We start from the raw sequence: 17,393 nt of genomic DNA, 5'->3' as shown, positions 1-17,393 counted from the left end.
GTCACGCTTCCGACAGAGACTGCAAGGCAAGACCGGCCGGGGCGCGAATGCCCCGGTCGTTTGTGATGAAGAGTCGGCAACCGCAGGCCTCGGCGGTGGCGACATGAAGAGAATCTATAAGCTTCATGTCGAGAGAAGCGCCAAGCTCGGCGGCGCGTTCAATCAGAGAGAGCGTGACAGGGGCAAGCGTGATGAACGCGCGGTTGGATAACAGACGCCGATAGTTTTCGGCGCTGTCGTTGTTGCCACGCCGCAGAGCGCCCCGAAGACATTCACCGACAGTCAATTCGCTTGTAACGAAGCTGAATTTCGGTCTGAGGCTATTGAGCGTCTGCTTGGCTTTCTGCCTGAGGTAATCATTGCCATCAATGATATAGATCAGAACATTGGTATCGACATAAAGGCGACTATCCAGTTCGGTCATTCGTCGCCACGGAATTCTCGAATTTCATCCAGAACCTCCTGCTCCGAAAGTTGGGAGGAAAAGCGGGACGCCTCTGCCAAAAATGCATCCAGGATGGCGATTGCGGCCTCTGGATCCGGTGTCTTCGCGGGCCGATCCTCCGGCAGGTGCTCCCGCAGTGTTTCGACCACCACATCCATGCGGGAATGGCTGGTGCGGGCCGAGACGCTGTCGATGCGGGACAGAAGGTCATCCGTCAGTTCGATTTCCAGTCTGTGCTTGCCCATCAGCCACCTCCTGTTTTGCCGAGTATACGCAAAAATGCTGATCTTCGCCACATTGGGCGCAAAGGTCGCACCCCGCCTATTGATTTCGGTCAAGGAATGGCGGCCGCTTTGACGGCAGGGTCTCGTCGACAAAGGATGGGGCCCATGTCTTTCCAAACCGCACGACCAGAACATCCCGCAGATGAGGCGGGCGATCGACAGCCTGACGCAGGTCCGGCCCGCTCGGGCCAGCCGGTGCCGGAGCCGCTTTATGCCGCGCGGCAGAAGATCTTTCCCAAGCGGGCAGAGGGTCGTTTCCGGCGGTTCAAGTGGCTGGTGATGCTGGTGACACTCGGCATCTACTATCTGACGCCCTGGATCCGCTGGGACCGCGGTCCCTATGCGCCGGATCAGGCCGTGCTGATCGATCTGGCGAGCCGGCGCTTCTATTTCTTCTTCATCGAGATCTGGCCGCAGGAATTCTTCTTCGTGGCGGGGCTTCTCGTGATGGCCGGGTTCGGCCTGTTTCTCGTCACCTCCGCCGTCGGGCGCGCCTGGTGCGGCTATACCTGTCCGCAGACGGTCTGGGTCGATCTGTTTCTGGTGGTCGAACGTTTCGTCGAAGGGGATCGCAACGCCCGCATGAAGCTCGATGCCGCGCCCTGGAGCGCGTCCAAGCTCTGGAAACGCACGGTCAAGCACGCCATCTGGCTGGCGATCGCGGTGGCGACCGGCGGTGCCTGGATCTTCTATTTTGCCGATGCGCCGGCCCTTGCCTTCGATTTCGTCACCGGCCAGGCAAATTACGTCGCCTATTCGACCGTGGCCATCCTGACCGCCACCACCTATGTGCTGGGCGGCCTGATGCGCGAACAGGTCTGCATCTACATGTGCCCATGGCCGCGCATCCAGGGCGCCATGCTGGACGAGCAGTCGCTCGTCGTGACCTATAACGACTGGCGCGGCGAACCCCGCGGCAAGCATGCCAAGAAGGCGGCGGCGGCCAATCAGGTGATGGGCGATTGCGTGGATTGCAATGCCTGCGTGGCCGTCTGTCCCATGGGCATCGACATTCGCGACGGGCAGCAGCTGGCCTGCATCACCTGCGCGCTGTGCATCGATGCCTGTGACGGCGTGATGGACAAGCTCGGCCGCGAACGCGGGCTGATCGCCTATGCCACGCTCAACGAATATGAATCCAACATGGCGCTTGCCACCGACAATGGCCGCACGGCGATCGACCCGGCCCGCGTCCGCACCGCTGACGGCAACTTCTCCGATCAGGTGCGCCACTTCAACTGGCGGATCATCTTCCGGCCCCGCACGCTGATCTATCTCGGCGTGTGGAGCGCGGTCGGCATCGGCCTTCTGGTGGCGCTTCTCAGCCGCGACCGGCTGGAGGTCAATGTGATCCATGACCGCAACCCGCAATATGTGCTCGAATCGGACGGCTCGATTCGCAACGGTTACACGATCCGGCTGCTCAACATGATCCCGGAACGTCGCACGGTTCTTCTGTCGCTGCAGGGGCTCAGCAAGGCGGAAATGAAGATCCCGCAGCTGTCGAGCGACTATTCGGACCGCGTCTTCGTCGTGCCCGTGGAACCGGACAAGGCCACCACGCTGAAGGTCTTCGTGACCCTGCCGAAGGAGGCCATTGCCGATGCGCGCGAAGGCTTCCGCTTCATCGCCGAGGACCGCGCCAGCCATGAGCGCGATGTCTACAACGCCACCTTCAACTCGCCCGGAGGCAAGTGATGACCACCCGTCAGCTCAAGGAATTCGTCTTCACCGGCTGGCATATGCTGGCCGTGGTCTGCCTCTTCTTCGGCACGATCATCTCCGTCAATTTCTACATGGCCTATCAGGCGGTGCACAGCTGGAGCGGGCTGGTGGTGGACAACACCTATGTCGCCAGCCAGCAGTTCAACGGCAAGGTGGCCGAGGCGAAGGCGCTGAACGCCAGCGGCATTTCCGGTACCCTGACCGCCCGCGATGGTCTGATCCGCTATGTGATTTCCGACGAGGCAGGTCAGCCGGTCTTCGCCGATCAGGTCACTGCCATCTTCAAGCGGCCGGTGGGCGACCACCAGGATTTCGAAGTGGCGCTGACGGATGTGGGCAAGGGCGCCTATGAGGTCTCCCATCCGGTGGCCCAGGGCTACTGGATTGCCGATGTCAGTGCTTTCAAGGACGGCAAGCGGATCCTGCACCATTCGCGTCGCATTGCTGTGCTGGGAGAGGTGAAATGAGCTGCTGTGCGCCCGGAACCGAAGGCGCGCTGGAACTGGACGGCGCAGCCCGCGCGCTTCCCTCCCGCGAAGAGCTGATGCTGTCCGCCCGGGATCTCGGCGAGGGCCGGCGGCAGACGGATCTCAGCGTGCCCGGCGTTCATTGTGGGGCCTGTATCACGGCGATCGAAGGGGCACTGCGGGGCGTCGAAGGCGTGGAGAAGGCGCGTGTCAACCTGTCGACAAAGCGAGTCTCGATCGTCTGGCGTGCCGAAGGGACGGGAGAGGCTGCCGATCCGGTGCGTTTCGCCGAAGCCATCCAGCGCGCCACCGGTTATGATTCGCACCTGTTCGGCGAGGATCTCGAGGCGAGCGACCGGCTGCGGGCGGACCTCATCCGCGGCGTTGCCGTTACCGGTTTTGCCGCTGCCAACATCATGCTTCTCTCGGTTTCTGTCTGGTCCGGCGCGGATGCCTCTACCCGCGACCTTTTCCACTGGATCTCGGCGATGATCGCAGCGCCGGCGCTCGTCTATGGCGGACGCTTCTTCTATCGCTCCGCCTGGTCGGTGCTGAAGCACGGGCGCACCAACATGGATGTGCCGATCGCGCTGGCGATCACGCTCTCCTATGCCGTCTCGCTCTGGGAAACCCTGCACCATGGCGAGCATGCCTGGTTCGATGCCACCGCCTCGCTGCTGTTCTTCCTGCTGATCGGCCGCACGCTCGATCACATCATGCGGGACCGCGCCCGCTCCGCCATCACCGGCCTTGCGCGGCTTGCCCCGCGCGGCGCGCTGGTCGTGCAGCCGGACGGGAGCCGCGACTACCGACCGGTGTCCGAGGTGGTGCCGGGCGATCGCATTGCGATTGCCGCCGGCGACCGCGTCCCCGTCGATGGCATCGTGCTGTCGGGCGAAAGCGATCTCGACGTGTCGATTGCGACGGGCGAAAGCGTGCCTGTCGCGGTGCGTCCGGGTGTTGCCGTGCAGGCGGGCACCGTCAGCCTCACCGGCTCGCTGATCGTCACCGCAACAGCCACCGCGCGCCAGTCCTTCCTTGCCGAAATCATTGCGCTGATGGAAGCGGCCGAAGGCGGACGGGCGCAGTATCGCCGCATTGCCGATCGCGCCGCGTCCATCTATGCGCCGGCCGTCCACCTCCTGGCGATCCTCACCTTTCTCGGCTGGGGCATTCTCGGCGGCGACTGGAAGCAGGCTTTGCTGATCGCGATTGCCGTCCTCATCATCACCTGTCCCTGTGCGCTTGGTCTGGCGGTGCCGGTGGTGCAGGTGGTCGCTGCCGGTCGCCTCTTTCAGCACGGCATCATGGTGCGCGACGGATCTGCCATGGAACGGCTTGCCGAAATCGACACCGTGATCTTCGACAAGACCGGCACGCTGACGCTCGGCCGCCCGCGGCTGATCGAGGCGCGCGGAAAACCGTCGTCGCGGGCGATGGCCGCCGCCATCGCGGCCCATTCGCGCCACCCGTTGTCGCGCGCCCTCCATGCGGCCCATGCCGGCCCGGTGCCGCTCATCGAGACGGTGCGCGAGCTGCCGGGGCAGGGGCTTCTGGCCGAGACGCCGGAGGGAACGTATCGCCTCGGCAGCCGCGCCTTTGCCTGTCCGGAGACGGTGGCGCAGGCCGATAGCGGTGCGTCCGAGGTGGTGCTCTCGCTGAACGGCGATGAGCTGGCCCGCTTCCTGCTGGAAGATACGCCGCGTCCCGGCGCGGAAGAGGCCGTCGCGGCGCTGAGGGCGGAGGGCCTTGCGACGCTGATGCTGTCCGGCGACCGCCGGACCACGGTTGCCGCCATGGCCGAACACCTAGATCTTGATGGCTGGAAGGCCGAACTTTCCCCGCAGGGCAAGGTGGAGGCCTGCAACGACCTTGCCGCTGCCGGCCACCGTGCGTTGATGGTGGGCGATGGCATCAACGATGCCCCGGCCTTGAGTGCCGCGCATGTCTCCATGGCGCCGGCGACGGCGGCCGATATCGGCCGGCAAGCCGCCGATATCGTTTTCCTGCATGACGGGCTCGATGCGGTGCCGACGGCGCTCGCCATTTCGCGCCGCGCCGGCCGGTTGATCCGCGAGAATTTCGGTCTCGCCATCGGCTACAACATGATCGCCGTTCCCTTTGCCATGGCGGGCTATGCAACACCGCTGCTCGCTTCCGTCGCCATGTCCACCTCTTCGCTGATCGTGATCGTCAACGCACTGCGGCTCAACCGGTTTCGCCGCCCAGTTGCGACGAGCGGCCGGGCAGGACAGGCACCGGCCGGACCGGTGACACGGGAGGCGAAACTGGCATGAACATGCTGATCTACCTCATTCCCGTTGCGCTGCTGCTCGGCGGGCTGGGGCTCGGCGCCTTCCTCTGGTCGCTGCGCAACGGGCAGTACGAGGATCTCGACGGGGCTGCCTGGCGCGTCCTCGACGACGACGAAACGCCCCGCGCCTGATGGCCGGGGCGTCAGAGGTGTCTGCAAAAGGAAAAGTCAGGCTACGCCGCGCCGCACGACCGATCCGGCGGCGGGAACCCGGCGCAGGATCTCCTCCGCATAAAGCCGGACATTCTCCAGCGCCTTGTCGAGATTGCTGATGCGGGCGGGATCCAGCATATGCAGCGTGCCGCCGCAATCGAAGACATCGCGGAAGGCCGAGCGCTCGATGATCGGCGTGTTCAGCACATCGACATTGCGCTGCGCGAGCAGGCCCTTCACGGCGAGAAGGGCGCGGGTCGTCACCATCGAGTTGACGCGGGTGAGCACCACCGAATGGGGTACGCGCATGCCGAGCTTGGTTTCCAGATACTGCAGCAGTTCCAGCACATGGGCGCCGCCCTGCGCATCCATGGCGCATCCCTGGATGGGGATCAGCACATGGTCGGACATGCCGATCGCCTTGGCGAGCAGGGGGCTGCGCACGCCGGGCAGGTCGATCAGCACGTAATCGGCGGTGGCGCGGGCCTCTTCCACGTGCCGGTCAAGCGAAGCCTGCGTCACATAAGGCGTGACGGTGAGGCGCGGCATCGGCGGCGACAGGTCGAACCAGCGGGACATCCAGTGCTGCGGATCCGTATCGAGAACGGTGACGCGGTGACCCATATGGGCAAGTTCGCTGGCAAGCAGCAGCACGGCCGTGGTCTTGCCGGCCCCGCCCTTGGTGTTGGCGAAGGTAATGACGGGCATCGTCGATCCTGGAGAGAAGGTTCGTGAGCCGGAATCGCTCGTCGAGGCACAGTCATCGTGCACCACCAGTTTCGCCGAACATGGTTAAGAAAACGCCAACCATGCAGGGCGGAAACTGACCGGCAGACGGTTGCCGCCGGTCAGCGGCGACGATCGGCCGCCATCACTTCGAGCGCGATATGGTCAAGGGGCACAATACGATCGACACCGCCGCGGGCGATCGCCTCCTTCGGCATGCCGAACACGACGGAGCTCGCCTCGTCCTGCGCCACGGTAAAGGCGCCGGCCTCGTGCATTTCCAGCATGCCGCGCGCACCGTCATCGCCCATGCCGGTCATGATCACGCCCATGGCGTTGGAGCCGGCCGATCGGGCGGCCGAGCGGAACAGCACGTCCACGGACGGACGATGGCGGCTGACCAGAGGCCCGCTGCGGACCGAGACGTGATAGCGCGCGCCGCGGCGCTCCAGCAGCATGTGGCGGTCGCCGGGGGCGATCAGCACATGGCCGCGCAGCACGGGGTCGCCGTCCTCCGCCTCCTTCACCTCCACCTCGCACAGGCCGTTCAGGCGCTTGGCGAAGGCGGCCGTGAACTTTTCCGGCATGTGCTGGACAATGACGATGCCCGGCGCATTGGCGGGCAGGGCCTCGAGAAATTCGCGCAGTGCCTCGGTGCCGCCGGTCGACGCGCCGATGCAGACCACCATTTCCGTCGTCTTGGCCATGGCGCCCACCTTCGGCGGCGGCAGCACGGCATCGGCCGTCAGCTTGGCGGGCGGGGAATCCTTCGGGCGGAAGCGGCGCATCTTGCCGAGTCTCGCCTTGGCGGCGGCCTTCACCACGCTGCGTACGCGCTCGGCGCTTTCGGCCAGATGGTCGGCCGCACCGATCTTCGGCTTCTGGATGATGTCGACGGCGCCGGCTTCCAGCGCCTGCATCAGCGTCTCGGACCCTTCCTCGGTCAGCGAGGAACACATCACAACGGGAATGGGATGCTGCGACATCACCTTGCGCAGGAATGTGATGCCGTCCATCTGCGGCATTTCCACGTCGAGCGTGATGACGTCTGGGATTTCCTCGCGGATCTTGCGCGCCGCCACGAACGGGTCCGGCGCGACACCGATCACCTCGATCTCCGGATCCTCGGAGAGCAGCATGGTCAGCGCCTGGCGAATGCTGGCGGAATCGTCGACGATGAGAACGCGCGTCTTGGCGGCCATGGCTTACACCCGTTTGAACACTGTGTTGGCAACCTGCTTTATCGGCAGGTTGAATCCCGTTGCCGTTTCCGAATGACCAATGAACAGAAAACCGCCTGGAAGCAGGCAGTCGCACAGCCGGCCCAGCACATGCAGCTGCGTCGGTTTGTCGAAATAGATCAGCACGTTGCGGCAGAAGATGATGTGCTGCTGCTCCGGCACCGAATAGCTTTCGTCCATCAGGTTCAGGCGTCCGAAGGCCACCTTCTGGCGAAGCGCGGGAACGATGCGTCCCTCGCCGCGCGAGGGATCGCGCGGCTGCATGACGTAGCGGCGCGCCAGATCCGCGGGGATCGGCGAGAGCATGTCCATGGGATAGATGGCCTTGCGGGCCACCTGCAGCACTTCCGTCGACAGGTCCGTCGCGATCACCCGGTAGTCCGCATCCCGGCGATCCGTCATCAGGTCGGCCAGAACCATGGCCATGGTATAGGGCTCGGCGCCGGTGGAGCAGGCGGAACTCCAGATTCTGAGCTGTGACACGCCGCCCGCCAGCAGTTCCGGCACCGCCGTCTTCGCCATGAACTCGAAGTGCTTCGGCTCGCGGAAGAAGTCCGTCTTGTTGGTGGTCACCGCGTCGATCAGGTAGACCTGTTCGCGCGCCATGCCGTCATGCTTGAACAGATAGTCGCAATATTCATCGAAGGTCGCGATCCCGGTCACGCGCAGGCGACGGCGCAGGCGCCCCTCCAGCATGGTGATCTTGGTGATCGGCATCTTGATGCCGCTGTACTCGTAGATGTACTTGGACAGCCGATCGAAGTTGCGCTGGCTCAACCGGTCGTCGACCGGCTGTCTCTGAAGCGATGCTGCGGACAAATCGATGCTCCCGTCAGGCGACGCGCTGGGAGGCGACGACGCCTGCCAGTGCCGTGCCGGAATCGGAGAACAGCCGCGCCAGATCGATGATCACCACGAAGCCGCCATCACGACGGACGACGCCGGCAATGTAATCGCTTTTCCAGCGGATCCCGATATCCGGCGCCGGCTCGATCTGCGACGGCTGGAAGGGCACCACTTCATAGACGCGGTCGGCAACCAGGCCCAGCGCCAGCATGCGCTGCTCCACCGGCACGTCCAGCACCAGAATGCGGGTGTGCGGCGTCTTTGTCGTGCGGCTGAGACCCAGCCGCAGGCGAAGATCGATCACCGGCACGCCCTGTCCGCGCACATCGCGCAGGCCCAGCAGATAATCGGGCCCGTGCGGGATCTTGAAGGCCTCCTCGTGGTCCAGGATTTCCCGGACCACTTCGACCGGCACGGCGAAGATTTCCTCGCCGAGACTGAAGGTGACGAACTGGGCTTCTGAGTTGACGGCCATGGTTACGCGCTCTCCCGGAAATCGGCATCGTCTGCATCGGGGCCGCCCGACGACATGTCGAGGGCAAAGCCGCGGGCGCGCGCCTGCTGGGCCGCGACCGACTGCGTGCCGCCCGAAGAGGCCGGACGCGCCTGAACCTTCGGCCGTGCGGCGGAGGCGGCAGGCCGCGACGCGGAGGGGCGACCCGCAGCCCGACGGTTGCCATTGGTCTGCTCCACCTTGAAGAAGGAGATCGAAGCCTGCAGTTCTTCCGCCTGGGCGGCCAGTTCTTCCGAGGTGGCCGACATCTGCTCCGACGCGCTCGAGTTCTGCTGCGTCACCTTGTCGAGCTGCTGGATCGCCTCGTTGATCTGGCTTGCACCGATGTCCTGTTCGCGGCAGGCGGCGGAGATTTCCGAGACCAGTTCGGCGGTCTTCTGGATATCCGGCACCAGACGGTTCAGCATCTCGCCGGCTTCGGTTGCCACCTGGACAGTGTCGCCCGAGAGCGAGGAGATTTCGGCGGCAGCCGCCTGGCTGCGTTCGGCAAGCTTGCGCACTTCGGAAGCCACGACGGCAAAACCCTTGCCGTGTTCGCCGGCACGTGCGGCCTCGACCGCGGCGTTCAGGGCGAGCAGATCGGTCTGGCGAGCGATTTCCTGCACGATCGAGATCTTCTCGGCGATCGTGCGCATGGCGCCGACGGCACGGCCGACGGCCTGGCCGGAGGCTTCGGCATCGCGCGAGGACTGGCGGGCGATCTTTTCCGTCTGGGCGGCGTTGTCGGCGTTCTGCTTGATGTTGGCGGCCATTTCTTCCATGGCGGCAGAGGCCTGTTCGGCGGCGGAGGCCTGTTCCGTCGAGCCCTGCGACAGCTGTTCGGCGCTGGCCGACAGCTCCTGGCTGCCCGACGAGACGTTGTCGCCGGCGGCAATCGCATCGCCCACCACGCCGCGCAGGCGCTGCACCATGTTTTCGAGCGCCTTGCCCAGCGTGTCCTTGTCTGACAGCGGCTTCGGGGAAATGGTCAGGTCGCCGTTCGAGATATGGTCTGCCACGCGAGCCGTTTCGCGAAGATTGTCGGTCATCACCCGGACGCTGTCCACCACGTCGCGGATTTCGTCATTGGTCTTGATCTCGATGTTCTGGCTGAGATCGCCGATGGCAACGGCATCCGCGACAGCCTTGATCTTCTTCAGACCGCTGTTGATGCCAAGCGCGATCCACAAGGCGACTGCGGCGGAAAGAACAAACATCACGGCAAGGCCGGTGACCAGCAGGTTGCGCGAGGTGGTGTACTGTTCGTTTGTTGCTTCATCCGTGGTGCGCAGATCGGCAGCAATGGCTTCGTTGACCGCATTGAGCGAGGTCAAAACCTCGTTGAAGGCCTTGCGTCCTTCGGTCATCGAAAGTTCGCCGCCCTTGCGATTGCTTTCCTCGGTGTTCTCGGTGGCGTACTTGATGACCTGCTCATCGATCTGCTTCCAGATCGGCAGCTGACGATTCAACTGGGCAACCTTTTCGAGAACCGCCGGATTGCGGCTCTGTGCCAGCTGCTGCAAAGCCACATCCGCCTTCTGCAGATTGGCGCGGATGGTCGTGACGAAGTTGTTGATTTGCTGTGGATCATTGCTGATCACGGCGTTCTTTTCGTCCCGGATCGCGTTCAGGATCGCCGTCGACAGGTCCGAGGAGATCCGAAGGTTCGTTGCAGGTCCCTGCACGATGCCGCTGATGGCGGAATTGAGATTGCCGAGATTGATGATGGCGACAATCACCGTCGCACTGGAGAGCAGGATCAGGAAGCCGAAGGCCAAGGCCAGCTTGAGCTTGATGGTGAAACGCATTGTTATGTCCCACAGGAAAGAGAGATTTCACTTCAACTTTCCGCACCAGGAACGATGACATTCACCCTTGTGCGCACCGGTTGACCGGTCGGATGCGGCCCCTGCATCGGGCCGCTTGAGTTTGCTCAGTGTAGCCGGAATTGTGAAAGCAAGGGTTAAGCCATCTGTCTGAAATCCTGGTCTTCCTCGTCCGGCCCGCCAGCCGACATGTCGAGAGCGAAGCCCTTGGCGCGAGCCTGCTGGGCGCGTACCGACTGCTTGCGGGGGGCAATCTCCTGGCGGGCCGGCACCGCGCGTTCGGCGCCGGTGCCCGTGCGCGGGCGGCGGGCATTCTTGGCCGTTTCCACCTTGAAGAAGGCGATGGAGGCCTGCAGCTCTTCTGCCTGGGCGGCCAGTTCTTCCGAGGTGGCCGACATCTCTTCGGAGGCGCCGGCATTCTGCTGGGTCACCTTGTCGAGCTGCTGGATCGCGTCATTGATCTGGCTGGCGCCAATATCCTGTTCGCGGCAGGCGGCGGAAATCTCCGAGATCAGTTCGGCGGTCTTCTGGATATCCGGCACCAGACGGTTCAGCATCTCGCCGGCTTCCGTCGCAACCTGTACCGTTTCCCCGGAGAGCGCTGAGATTTCGGCGGCGGCCGCCTGGCTGCGTTCGGCAAGCTTGCGCACTTCGGAAGCGACGACGGCAAAACCCTTGCCGTGTTCGCCGGCACGCGCGGCCTCGACGGCGGCGTTCAGGGCGAGCAGGTCGGTCTGGCGGGCGATTTCCTGTACGATGGAGATCTTCTCGGCGATGGTGCGCATGGCGCCGACGGCACGGGCGACCGCCTGGCCGGAGCTTTCGGCATCGCGCGAGGACTGGCGGGCAATCTTTTCCGTCTGGGCGGCGTTGTCGGCGTTCTGCTTGATGTTGGAGGCCATCTCTTCCATCGAAGCCGACGCCTGTTCGGCAGCCGCAGCCTGTTCCGTGGCACCCTGCGACAGCTGTTCGGCGCTGGCGGACAGTTCCTGGCTGCCGCCCGTCACGTTGTCTGCCGCCATCACCGCATCGCCGACCACGCTGCGCAGGCGCTCGATCATGGTTTCGAGTGATGTGCCCAGCGCATCCTGATCCGACAGGCGGCGGGCCTGTACGGTGAGATCGCCTTCGGCGATGCTGCGGGCAAGGCCGGCAGTCTGCTGCAGATAGGCCACCATGCGTTCCATGGCGATGCCGAGCGTATCCTTGTCCGACAGCGGCTTCACGGCAACGGCCACATCGCCCTGGGCGATGCGTTCCGCAGCGGATGCCGTCTGGCGCAGATTGGCGGTCATCGTGTTGACCGTATCGATGACGTCCTTGATCTCGTCATCGGTCTTGACCTTCACCTCGCGGTTGAGGTCACCGATCGCGACCGCACTTGCGACATCGGCGACATTGCGCAGGCCGCGATTGATGGTGAGCGCCAGCCAGAGGGCAACGACGGAGGAGAACAGGAAGAGGAAGACGCTGCCACCCAGAAGGATGTTGCGCGAGGTTGCATACTGGTCGTTCGTCTGGCCATCGATCTTGGTAAGGTTGTCCGACACCATCTTTTCGATGGCATCCGTAGCCTGCAGCATGGCATTGACGGCAAGCGCCCCTTCCGACATCGACAGCTCGCCGGCCTTGCGGTTGCTTTCCTCCGTATTTTCCGTCGCAAGCTTCAGGATGGTGTCCTGATTCCGCTCGAAGCGTTCGAAGGTCAGGCGGAAATCCCGCAGGCTCTGCTGTATGCCGGGATCCTTTTCGTCGGAAAGGGCTTCCAGCGCGCGACCGACATTGGCGCGCTCGGCATTGGCATTGCGCACGAAGCCGGCGATCTGCGCCGGATCCGTGTTGATGATTGCGTTCTTCTCGAAACGGATGCTGCCCAGCACCGCCTTGGTCAGCCGGCTGGAATCCCTCAGATTGGCGGCCGGACCCTGCACGATATCGGTGATGGCGCTGTTCAGCGTGCTGAGGTTGCTGATCGCGACGGCCGACATGGCTCCCGACAGCGCAATGACGAGGCCAAAGGCAAGACCCAATTTCAGTTTGATCGTAAAGCGCATGTCTCGTTCTTTCGTCCGTTGGTCAGATCCGTGTCGGTTGCGGCAATGTCATCGGGTCGCCATGCGCCTCAGGCGCTCTGGCGGAAATACCTGTCTTCCTCGTCGGGACCGCCGGCGGACATGTCGAGGGCGAAGCCCTTGACGCGGGCCTGCTGGGCGGCAACTGTCTGTTTCTGGGGATGTGCCGCGCGGGCGGCTGGCCGGGCAGCCTTTGCCTCGGTGCGGGGCTCGGTACGGCTTGCCCGCTGCGTTGAACGCTCCACCTTGAAGAAGGCGATGGAGGCCTGCAGTTCCTCCGCCTGGGCGGCCAGCTCTTCCGAGGTGGCCGACATCTCTTCCGAGGCGCCGGCATTCTGCTGGGTCACCTTGTCGAGCTGCTGGATCGCGTCATTGATCTGGCTGGCGCCAATATCCTGTTCGCGGCAGGCAGCGGAGATTTCCGAGACCAGTTCGGCGGTCTTCTGGATATCCGGCACCAGACGGTTCAGCATCTCGCCGGCTTCGGTCGCTACCTGCACGGTCTCGCCGGACAGCGCTGAGATTTCAGCGGCGGCCGCCTGGCTGCGTTCGGCAAGCTTGCGCACTTCGGAAGCGACGACGGCAAAACCCTTGCCGTGTTCGCCGGCGCGCGCGGCCTCGACGGCGGCGTTCAGGGCGAGCAGATCGGTCTGGCGGGCGATTTCCTGTACGATGGAGATCTTCTCGGCGATCGTGCGCATGGCGCCGACCGCGCGCGACACGGCCTGTCCGGAGAGCTCCGCATCGCGCGAGGACTGGCGGGCGATCTTTTCCGTCTGGGCGGCATTGTCGGCATTCTGCTTGATGTTGGAGGCCATCTCTTCCATCGAGGCGGACGCCTGCTCGGCAGCCGCAGCCTGCTCCGTGGAGCCCTGTGACAGCTGTTCGGCGCTCGCCGACAGCTCCTGGCTGCCCGACGAGACGTTGTCACCGGCAGAGATTGCATCGCCGACGACGCCGCGCAGGCGTTCGATCATCGTGTTGAGATAGCCGAGGAGTTCGCCGATTTCATCGCGCGTGCTGATCGCAACGGTCGAGGTAAGGTCGCCTTCCGATACGTTCTGCAGGGCAACGACGGCGCTTTTCAGACCGCGGTTGATCGACAGTGCGATCCAGACCGCCGCCACGGCCGCAATGATGAGCGCGGTGCCGGCGACGGCCAGAACGATGAGCCGGGTCTGGCGATAGTCGTCGCCTGCAGCGAGCTTGGCTTCGTTGAGGCGGGCCGTCTCAAGGTCGACGATTTCCGTCAGAAGCTTGTCGATCTCGTTGACCGTCGCGCGGTTTTCCGTAGTGGAGATCTTCAGGGCGGTGTCACGGTCACCTGCCAGGATGAGGCTTCTGATCTGTTCGTCCTGCTTGCGGTATTCGTTTTCCAGTGTGTTCAGCTTGTTCCACAGGATCTTTCCCTGTTCGGTCGCGAGCAGAAGAACGGCCTGGTAGGCGGTGTCGAATTCCTTGCGGTAGGTTTCTGCCGTGGCCGCATAATCCCGGACCTGTTTCTGGTCGGTGGCCAGCAGCATGTTCTTCTGCTGGCGCAGCTGCTGCAGCTGCGCATTGTTCATGTTCTGCGCCAGGTTCAGACGCGCGGCGGGCCCCTCAACCACGTTTTCCAGCGTCGAATTCAGATTCGCAAGGCTGATGGTGCCGAGCGTGGCAACGGCGACGAGCATCACGATGATGAAGCCGAAGGCCAGTGCCAGTTTGAGTTTGATCGTAGCGCGCATGATGTTCCCCTCTTGTCGGCCTTAAGCCTGTACTGCTTGGTGCGGCCGCTCGTGCTGGGCCGAGAAAATGGTTTGCAGGTTCGGAATAATGATGAATTCGCCGTCGCGACGGACGAGGCAATCAATGAAATCGGGACGCCAGCGCATGCCGACGCTCGGCGGTGGCTCGCCGGCAGCCTTCAGGAGGGTGGTCACCTCGTTCACCTTGTCGGTGCGAAGGCCGATCAGCGTCGGTTCGTCCTCGATCTCCAGCTCGATCACGATGATGCGGCTGTCGATGGTGGTCTTCGTCGCCTCCATGCCGAAGGCGACGCGGATGTCGGCGAGCGGAATGACCTTGCCGCGGAAGTTGATCACGCTGCCGACGAAGCGCTTGGCGCCCGGTACGGTGGTCTCCGGCAGGAGGTCCAGGATTTCCTGAACCTTGACGGCTTCCAGCGCAAACATTTCGCCGGCGATGTCGAAGGTCAGCACCTCCAGCTCCTCGCGGCCGCTCCACAGGTCTTCCGGTATCTTTCTCACTGCTTCGCTCATCCTGCCGCGCGCAATTGCGCCTCCTGTTGCTGGCCGGCGGTGACCAGGTGACCGACATCGAGAATGAGGGCCACGCCGCCATCACCGAGGATCGTCGCGCCGGAGAAGGTCGCCACGTCATGATGCAGCTTGGACATGCCCTTGATGACGGTCTGGTGGTCGCCGATGATCTGGTCGACGACGAGCCCGACCCGCTCGGCGCCGGTCGAGATCACGACAACCTTCTGGAACGGGTCCGGCTTGGTGCCGGTCTTGAAGAGATCGCGCAGGCGGATGAACGGCACCAGGCTGTCACGCAGCGAGATGAAGCTGCGGCCGCGCGAGCGCATGTCTTCCTCGATCGACAGTTCGAGGCATTCCTCGACCGCCGACAGCGGGATGACGTAGCGGCCAGAGCCGACGCGCACCAGAAGCCCGTCGATGATGGCAAGCGTCAGCGGAATGGCGAGCGAGATTTCCGATCCCTGGCCGGTATGGCTGACGACGTTGATCGTGCCGCGCAGCGCATCGATGGTGCGCTTCACCACATCCATGCCGACGCCGCGGCCGGAGAGGTTCGTGACCTGCTGGGCCGTCGAAAAGCCGGGCTGGAAGATCAGCTGCAACAGATCCTGGTCGGACAGCACGGCATTCGGGGCGATGAGGCCGGAACTTTCCGCCTTGGCGCGCACACGGTCGCGGTTGATGCCACGGCCGTCATCCTTGATGGTGATGATCACTTCGCCGGCCTGCTGGCGCGCGGAGAGGAAGATGCGGCCGGCGGCCTGCTTGCCCTGCGCGAGCCGCTCTTCCGGCGTTTCCAGGCCGTGGTCGCAGGAATTTCGCACCAGATGCACGAGCGGATCGGCAAGGCGTTCCACCACGCTCTTGTCCACTTCGGTGGTTTCGCCCTCGGTGATCAGTTCGATCTTCTTGCCGGTCTCGATGGCGAGGTCGTGCACCAGGCGGCGGAAACGGCTGAAGAGCTGTGCCACCGGCACCATGCGCAGCACCATCATCGTGTCGCGCAGTTCGCCGGAGAGGCGTTCCACGTCCTCCGAGACGGCGCGCAGCTGCAGGTCCACGCTGGCATTGGCCAGCTGGCTGAGACGCGACTGCGCAATGACCAGTTCGCCGACGCGGTCCATCAGTTCGTCCAGGCGTTCGGCGGGAACGCGGACATTCTCTGTCGACTTTGCCTGCTTGCTCTCGGCGGCGGGTGCCGGCGTGGTGCGTGGGGCGGGCGGTGTGGCAACGGCAGCCGGTGCCGGATGAACGGGTTCTGCTCGTGCGGTCGGCGTTGCTGCTGCCGGAGCGGCAACGGATGCGGCTACCGGCTGGGGCGATGGCTGGGCTGCGGGGGCTTCGGCCTGAACGGCATCCACCGTTTCAACGGACAGTTCCATCTCGTCCATGACGAAGATGAAGACGTCGTCGATCGCGGCGCGCGGCTGTTCCGTCACCAGGTCCACATCCCAGCGGACATAGAGATCGCTGGCCACGAGATCATCGAGGGCGGGCAGGCGGGAGCGGTCGGCGCGGATCGCGCAGGTCCCGAGGTCGCGCAGTTCGTTGAGAAGGCCGATCGGGTTGGTGCCGTTGACCATGGCATTGGCCGGCAGGGAGAAGCGGATGCGATAGGTGGTGGCGCCCGTCGGTGCTGTGGTCGCCGGTGACGCCGCCGGGGCAGCTGCGGCGGGTGCCGCATGGCTTGCTGCTGCTTCAGCCGGCAGGCCGGCCGCCGAAACGGCAGCGCGCAGGCGCGACAGCAGCGCTTCGCTCATCGCCTCGTGATCGCCATCGGGCGTCTCGATCAGCGCGCGCATGTGGTCGGTGGCGTTGAGGACCGCGGTGACGAGATCATGGGTTGCCGGCACGATGCCCTTGCGCACCTGATCGAAGGCGGTTTCGCAATGATGCGTAAATGCAGCAAGGGCCTCGAAGCCGAACATGGCTCCGGAGCCCTTCAATGTGTGCAGTCCGCGAAAGACGGCATCGACCTGTTCCTTGTCGGCAAGGTCGTGGTTCAGATCCAGAAGGCCGGCTTCGATCTGTTCCAGCAGCTCGGCCGCTTCTGTGCGGAAGACGGCAATCGGATCCGGAAAACTCATTTGCCGAGGACCTTTCTCACGATCTTGACCAGGCTTTCCGGGTCGAAGGGCTTCGTCAGCCAGCCGGTCGCGCCGGCGGCCTTGGCTTCCTGCTTGATGCCGGCGTCGGACTCGGTGGTGAGGAAGATCACCGGAACGCCCATGTGTGCGGGCAGCTTGCGCAGCTCGCGGATCATGGTCAGGCCGTCCATGCCCGGCATGTTGAGGTCGGTCACGATCAGGTCGTAACGTCCGCCCTTCAGTTTCGAGATGCCGTCCAGGCCGTCCACGGCCTCGGTCACCTGGTATCCGGCGTTGGACAGAGCCACCCGCGTGGTCAGACGAATGCTGGCGGAATCATCCACGGTCAGGATGCTGGCGGTCATTGTTAGTCTCCCTGATGAAACCAGAACTTGGCGTCGTTGGCGGACATCGCCTCGCTGAAACCGCCTGCCGACAGGAGGTCGGCAA

16 protein-coding genes are annotated in these 17,393 nt (G+C 64.1%); 4 read left to right on the top strand and 12 right to left on the bottom strand.

Going from position 1 to position 17,393, the window contains the following annotated elements; genetic code table 11:
* Position 1 precedes the first annotated feature (1 nt).
* Together FNA46_RS10570 and FNA46_RS10565 are read right to left on the bottom strand one after the other, a co-directional pair.
* Entirely contained in the window at positions 2-424 is a 423-nt protein-coding gene (locus tag FNA46_RS10570; RefSeq protein ID WP_143125165.1) for a type II toxin-antitoxin system VapC family toxin, read from the bottom strand.
* Positions 421-690 carry a hypothetical protein gene (locus FNA46_RS10565; protein WP_143125164.1) on the bottom strand — a complete coding sequence of 90 codons (270 nt, stop codon included), beginning with the start codon at positions 688-690 and terminating at the stop codon, positions 421-423. The genes FNA46_RS10570 and FNA46_RS10565 overlap by 4 nt, the downstream gene beginning before the upstream one ends.
* A 144-nt stretch (positions 691-834) precedes the next feature.
* Here FNA46_RS10565 and ccoG point away from each other — a divergent pair, with 144 nt between their 5' ends.
* The 4 genes from ccoG to ccoS are packed head-to-tail and all read left to right on the top strand — an operon-like array spanning position 835 to position 5,367.
* Positions 835-2,427, top strand: coding sequence for a cytochrome c oxidase accessory protein CcoG (gene ccoG / locus FNA46_RS10560; RefSeq protein ID WP_143125163.1), 1,593 nt, complete (start codon positions 835-837; stop codon positions 2,425-2,427).
* Positions 2,427-2,921 (top strand): FixH family protein, encoded by a 495-nt coding sequence (locus FNA46_RS10555; protein WP_143125162.1) that lies wholly within the window; start codon positions 2,427-2,429, stop codon positions 2,919-2,921. Before ccoG ends, FNA46_RS10555 begins: the two co-directional genes overlap by 1 nt.
* Positions 2,918-5,218 (top strand): cation-translocating P-type ATPase, encoded by a 2,301-nt coding sequence (locus FNA46_RS10550; protein WP_143125161.1) that lies wholly within the window; start codon positions 2,918-2,920, stop codon positions 5,216-5,218. The genes FNA46_RS10555 and FNA46_RS10550 overlap by 4 nt, the downstream gene beginning before the upstream one ends.
* On the top strand, positions 5,215-5,367 hold the full coding sequence (ccoS, locus tag FNA46_RS10545; protein WP_143125160.1) for a cbb3-type cytochrome oxidase assembly protein CcoS: 153 nt from the start codon (positions 5,215-5,217) through the stop codon (positions 5,365-5,367). Before FNA46_RS10550 ends, ccoS begins: the two co-directional genes overlap by 4 nt.
* Before the next feature lie 36 nt (positions 5,368-5,403).
* Here ccoS and FNA46_RS10540 read toward each other — a convergent pair whose 3' ends face one another.
* The 10 genes from FNA46_RS10540 to FNA46_RS10495 form a co-directional block, all read right to left on the bottom strand.
* Positions 5,404-6,096: a ParA family protein gene (locus FNA46_RS10540; protein WP_143125159.1), complete on the bottom strand. Its 693-nt coding sequence runs from the start codon at positions 6,094-6,096 to the stop codon at positions 5,404-5,406.
* A 140-nt stretch (positions 6,097-6,236) separates the two neighbouring features.
* A complete protein-coding gene (locus FNA46_RS10535) occupies positions 6,237-7,316 on the bottom strand; it encodes a protein-glutamate methylesterase/protein-glutamine glutaminase (protein WP_143125158.1) in 1,080 nt (359 codons plus the stop codon).
* A 3-nt stretch (positions 7,317-7,319) separates the two neighbouring features.
* Positions 7,320-8,174 carry a CheR family methyltransferase gene (locus tag FNA46_RS10530; protein ID WP_143125157.1) on the bottom strand — a complete coding sequence of 285 codons (855 nt, stop codon included), beginning with the start codon at positions 8,172-8,174 and terminating at the stop codon, positions 7,320-7,322.
* Positions 8,175-8,187: 13 nt separating this feature from the next.
* A complete protein-coding gene (locus FNA46_RS10525) occupies positions 8,188-8,676 on the bottom strand; it encodes a chemotaxis protein CheW (RefSeq protein ID WP_143125156.1) in 489 nt (162 codons plus the stop codon).
* Positions 8,677-8,678: 2 nt separating this feature from the next.
* Positions 8,679-10,502, bottom strand: coding sequence for a methyl-accepting chemotaxis protein (locus FNA46_RS10520; protein WP_143125155.1), 1,824 nt, complete (start codon positions 10,500-10,502; stop codon positions 8,679-8,681).
* A gap of 155 nt (positions 10,503-10,657) precedes the next feature.
* Complete coding sequence (locus tag FNA46_RS10515) at positions 10,658-12,574, bottom strand: HAMP domain-containing methyl-accepting chemotaxis protein (RefSeq protein WP_143125154.1); 1,917 nt, start codon at positions 12,572-12,574, stop codon at positions 10,658-10,660.
* Positions 12,575-12,642: 68 nt separating this feature from the next.
* Positions 12,643-14,319, bottom strand: a complete 1,677-nt coding sequence (locus FNA46_RS10510) for a methyl-accepting chemotaxis protein (protein ID WP_143125153.1) — start codon at positions 14,317-14,319, stop codon at positions 12,643-12,645.
* Between the two features lie 21 nt (positions 14,320-14,340).
* Positions 14,341-14,853: a chemotaxis protein CheW gene (locus FNA46_RS10505; protein WP_143125152.1), complete on the bottom strand. Its 513-nt coding sequence runs from the start codon at positions 14,851-14,853 to the stop codon at positions 14,341-14,343.
* Positions 14,850-16,943, bottom strand: a complete 2,094-nt coding sequence (locus tag FNA46_RS10500) for a chemotaxis protein CheA (RefSeq protein ID WP_143125151.1) — start codon at positions 16,941-16,943, stop codon at positions 14,850-14,852. Before FNA46_RS10500 ends, FNA46_RS10505 begins: the two co-directional genes overlap by 4 nt.
* Positions 16,940-17,308, bottom strand: coding sequence for a response regulator (locus tag FNA46_RS10495; RefSeq protein ID WP_143125150.1), 369 nt, complete (start codon positions 17,306-17,308; stop codon positions 16,940-16,942). The genes FNA46_RS10500 and FNA46_RS10495 overlap by 4 nt, the downstream gene beginning before the upstream one ends.
* Between the last annotated feature and the right edge of the window lie 85 nt (positions 17,309-17,393).

The sequence above is a fragment of the Affinirhizobium straminoryzae genome (assembly GCF_007004135.1).
Taxonomy (GTDB): domain Bacteria; phylum Pseudomonadota; class Alphaproteobacteria; order Rhizobiales; family Rhizobiaceae; genus Neorhizobium; species Neorhizobium straminoryzae.
The sequence above is the reverse complement of the archived record's forward strand: the minus strand, read 5'-3'. Positions and strand labels throughout refer to the sequence as shown.